Origin of the sequence: Kitasatospora sp. MBT66 (assembly GCF_000710405.2) — a bacterium.
GTDB classification, from domain to species: Bacteria; Actinomycetota; Actinomycetes; order Streptomycetales; family Streptomycetaceae; genus Kitasatospora; species Kitasatospora purpeofusca.
Genome location: NZ_JAIY01000006.1, coordinates 860,100 through 864,196 on the forward strand (window position 1 = coordinate 860,100; position 4,097 = coordinate 864,196).

Consider the following 4,097-nt stretch of genomic DNA (forward strand, 5'->3'; position numbering starts at 1 on the left):
CAACGGGGGCTTGTCTTCACTTGTCGCGGTGTGGACCGCGGGTACTGCGCTGGGGTACCAGGACTCGAACCTAGACTAAATGAACCAGAATCACTCGTGCTGCCAATTACACCATACCCCACCAGAGTTGAACCCCTGTCGGGGACCATCTCGGGCTTGCGCCTCCCGCTCGGCTCCGTCGGGGGCTTTGACTCCCTCGTCGTTGCCCTCCCGGGCGGCGCAGAAAGAACATTACCCGACGTCCGCCCCGGCTCCAAAATCGATAACCCCAGGCAGCGGGAAGGGGGCCGTCCGGTGACCTCCGGGGGCGCCGCGGGCCCGGCGCCGAGGCCGGGCCCGCGGGGGTGCCGCCGGCGTCCGGCGACCGGTCCGACGGGCTCGCTAGCCGCGCTTGACCACCTTGTTGGCGAGGGTGCCGATGCCCTCGACGGTGACCGCGACCTCGTCGCCGACCTGGATCGGGCCCACCCCGGCCGGGGTGCCGGTGAGGACGACGTCGCCGGGCAGCAGCGTCATGGCCTCGGAGATGTGGACGATCAGCTCGGCGACCGAGCGGACCATCAGGGAGGTGCGGCCGGTCTGCCGGAGCTCCCCGTTGACCGTGCAGGTGACGGCGAGGTCGGAGGGGTCGAGGTCGGTCTCGATCCACGGGCCGAGCGGGCAGGCGGTGTCGAAGCCCTTGGCGCGGGCCCACTGGCCCTCGCGCTGCTGGACGTCGCGGGCGGTGACGTCGTTGGCGCAGGTGTAGCCGAGGATCACCTCGGGGACCCGCTCCAGCGGCACCTCGCGGCACATCCGGCCGATCACCACGGCCAGTTCCGCCTCGTGCTGGACGTCCGAGGAGAACGGCGGGTAGGCGATGCTCTCGGTCGGCCCGATCACCGAGGTGGAGGGCTTGAAGAAGGTGAGCGGGACGTCCGGGACGGCGTTGCCCAGCTCGGCGGCGTGCGCGGCGTAGTTGCGGCCGACCGCCACGATCTTGTTGGGCAGGATCGGGCTCAGCAGCCGGACGTCCTGGAACCGGTAGCTCTCACCGGTCGGCCGGGGCTGGCCGAACGGGTGGCCCGCCAGCCCGTGGACCACCAGGGACTCGGGCCGCGCCGGGTCCCCCTCGACCACACCGAAGGAGACGCTGCCGGCGGCAGGACTCCCTTCCCGGACGGAAAACCTGGCAATGCGCACGGCTCGGGCACCCCTCGCGTCGTCGGCCGCCCGGGGCGCGCCCGGGCGCTGGTGGAGGCCGGTCCCGCTTCGGGCCCGGCCCCGCTCAATCGCCGCCCAGGCTATCGCGCGGGCCCCGGACCGGCCGCTCCACCGGCCCGGGGTGTCCGGACGCCGGCGGGGGTGCCCGGGTACGCGAAGGGCCCCGCCACCGGGGTGGCGGGGCCCTTCAGGGCGTATGCGGAACGCTTCAGTCCTGCGGGACGTTCACCACCGGAGCGACCATCAGCCGGGTGCGGCGCGGGTTGGCGGTGGAGGTCGGCAGGTCGGTCGGGTAGGCCACGGCCTCCGGCCGGCGGGCGCCGGGGATCTGGCCGAAGTCCTCGACCGAGGCCAGCGTCGTCCGGCGCGGGTTCGCGGTGGAATTGGCGGACAGCGTGGACTCGGCGGCCTTCTTCGCCTGGGACATCTCGTCAGCACCTCAAGGTCGTGGCCGGGCGACCGACCGCGATCGGCCCCGGCCTGAGTGATTCGGGAGGATTCTGGGCAGGCTGATCGGGGCCGTGCTCCGGATACCGCAAGGTTACGGATCTCTTTCCACAGGCACCGTGACCAAAGCTACACATTCATCTGTGATTTTCGTCACAAATCATGGAACATAACTCCGATATCCGACATGTCGCTGCATCAGTTTTTACCGGCATATCGGATATATCGGTCATACCCGAAGCGCCGTGCATCAGGTTGATCTCGGCTCAGCTTGGCATGTATCTGACGAGTGTCCGAAAAAGGCGGTATTCAGGTCCGGTTGCCGTACAGACCGTGAGATTCCGCGCGCGTTCGGTAGTGCCGCCCGATGTGCCCCGCTCGCCCTTGTTGGGATTCCCCGGCTGTGCTGGAATGCCACGGACCGTGGGTAGGGAGTACTCCACCCCGGTGACCCGCTCTCCCGGACCGGCCGGGGTGCGGATGGAAACTCCACACCGTCCAGGCTGCGGCGACGCGGCGGGACGCCCGGTCCAGAGGTTGCGACGCCAGTGCAGGGACGTTTCAAAAGGGGTAGCGGCGGCGCGGGTGACCCTGAGTCGCGTGAGCCGGTGGCAGCCCCCCAGCAGGCGGCGGCCCCCGGCGGTCCGGCCGAACCGACGCCCGACGTGATCGGGCGGCCCGAGGACGAGGGCGCGGAGCGGAAGTCGGCCCGGGGCAAGCTCCGGTCCTCCCTGACCCGCCGCCGGGCCAAGGGCATGAGCCGGCTCGCCATGCGCAACTGGCGCATCCGCAGCAAGCTGATCGCGCTGCTCGCGCTCCCGGTCATGGTCGCGCTGGTCCTCGGTGGCCTGCGCATCCAGACCTCGCTCGAGACCTCGCAGCAGCTGGCCCAGATGGCCAACCTCTCCGACCTGGCCAAGAAGGCGACCGACCTCGCCAACGCCCTGCAGAACGAGCGGGACGTCAGCGCGGGGCCGATGACCAACAAGCCCAACGCGCCGCTGGACGACGACATCGTCGCCGCCCGCAAGGTCACCGACGACCTCAGCCGCACCTTCACCGCGTCCGCGGACAAGTTCGAGAACCTCGAACTCTCCGGCGGAAAGGCCCTGCTGTTCCAGATCCGCAAGGACCTGAACTCGGTCTCCGACGCGCGTGGCAACCCGTACCAGAACAACCAGAACATCCAGGCCACGATCACCGCCTACGACGTGATCATCCGCGACCTGCTGTCGATCACCCAGGACATCGCGCTCGCGTCCAACAACCGCGAGCTGGTCCGCGCGACCCGTGCCCTGCAGCAGTTCTCGCTCGCCAAGAACTCCACCTCGCAGCAGCGCGCGCTGATCAGCGCCGCGCTCGCCAACCCGGGCGGCCCGGACCTCAGCCTGAGCGACGAGTCCTTCGGTATCCGGTTGAAGTCGTCCTACGACAACGCGCTGACCGGCTTCAACAACATCTACACCTCGCACGACCTGGACAACCTGCGCGGCCAGCTGAGCTACAACTCGGTCGTCGCCGCGGCCGACCGCTACGCGCGCTCGATCCTGCAGCAGAGCGGTATCCACCAGAGCGAGGTCGTCAGCTACAAGGACTGGTACGAGCAGTCCACCGCCAAGATCGCCGCCGAGCGCCGGATCGAGTCCAAGCTCATCGAGGACCTCGACGGAAAGGCCCAGGAGCTCCAGTCCCAGGCCGACACCGAGGCCCTGATCATCGGTGCCGCCGTCGCGCTGGTGCTGCTCGTCGCCCTCGGTGGCGCCGGTCTGATCGCCCGCTCGATGGTGCGCTCGCTGACCCGGCTCCAGTCCGCGGCCGAGGACGTCGCCGAGCGGCGACTGCCCGAACTGGTCAAGACGCTCTCCGAGACCGACCCGCACGACGTCGACGTCGCCGTCGAACCCGTCGGCGTCGACTCCGCGGACGAGATCGGCCACGTGGCCCACGCCTTCGACATGGTGCACAGCGAGGCCGTCCGCCTCGCCGCCGAGCAGGCCCTCCTCCGCGGCAACATCAACGCGATGTTCACCAACCTCTCGCGCCGCAGCCAGGGCCTCATCCAGCGCCAGCTGTCGCTCATCTCCGAGCTGGAGAGCCGCGAGGCGGACCCGGACCAGCTGGCCAACCTCTTCAAGCTGGACCACCTCGCGACCCGTATGCGCCGCAACGGCGAAAACCTCCTCGTCCTCGCCGGCGAGGACCCGGGCCGCCGTTGGACCCGCCCCGTCCCGCTGGTCGACGTGCTCCGCGCCGCCGCCTCCGAGGTGGAGCAGTACGAGCGCATCGAACTCGCCGCCGTGCCGTCGGCCGAGGTCGCCGGCCGCGTCGTCAACGACCTCGTCCACCTGCTCGCCGAGCTGCTGGAGAACGCCACCTCGTTCTCCAGCCCGCAGACCCGCGTCCGGGTCACCGGCCACGCCCTGCCGGACGGCCGGGTGCTGGTCGAG

3 protein-coding genes and 1 tRNA gene are annotated in these 4,097 nt (G+C 70.0%); 1 reads left to right on the forward strand and 3 read right to left on the reverse strand.

Annotation, left to right across the window (positions count from 1 at the left end):
* Positions 1-49: 49 nt before the first annotated feature.
* The 3 genes from BI06_RS16315 to BI06_RS16325 all read right to left on the reverse strand — a co-directional run bounded on the left by BI06_RS16315 (position 50) and on the right by BI06_RS16325 (position 1,630).
* A tRNA-Gln gene (locus tag BI06_RS16315) sits at positions 50-121 on the reverse strand.
* A 260-nt stretch (positions 122-381) separates the two neighbouring features.
* Entirely contained in the window at positions 382-1,182 is an 801-nt protein-coding gene (locus tag BI06_RS16320) for a fumarylacetoacetate hydrolase family protein (RefSeq protein ID WP_030396697.1), read from the reverse strand.
* A 229-nt stretch (positions 1,183-1,411) separates the two neighbouring features.
* Positions 1,412-1,630: a hypothetical protein gene (locus BI06_RS16325; RefSeq protein ID WP_030396696.1), complete on the reverse strand. Its 219-nt coding sequence runs from the start codon at positions 1,628-1,630 to the stop codon at positions 1,412-1,414.
* Positions 1,631-2,258: 628 nt separating this feature from the next.
* On the opposite strand from BI06_RS16325, the gene BI06_RS16330 reads away from it, so the two are divergent.
* On the forward strand, positions 2,259-4,097 hold a 1,839-nt coding region (locus BI06_RS16330), incomplete at its 3' end, for a nitrate- and nitrite sensing domain-containing protein (protein ID WP_199523299.1).

Bases quoted from the DNA above. Each gene is read 5' to 3' on its own strand.
- BI06_RS16325 (WP_030396696.1), bottom strand. From the start codon at position 1,630: ATGTCCCAGGCGAAGAAGGCCGCCGAGTCCACGCTGTCCGCCAATTCC.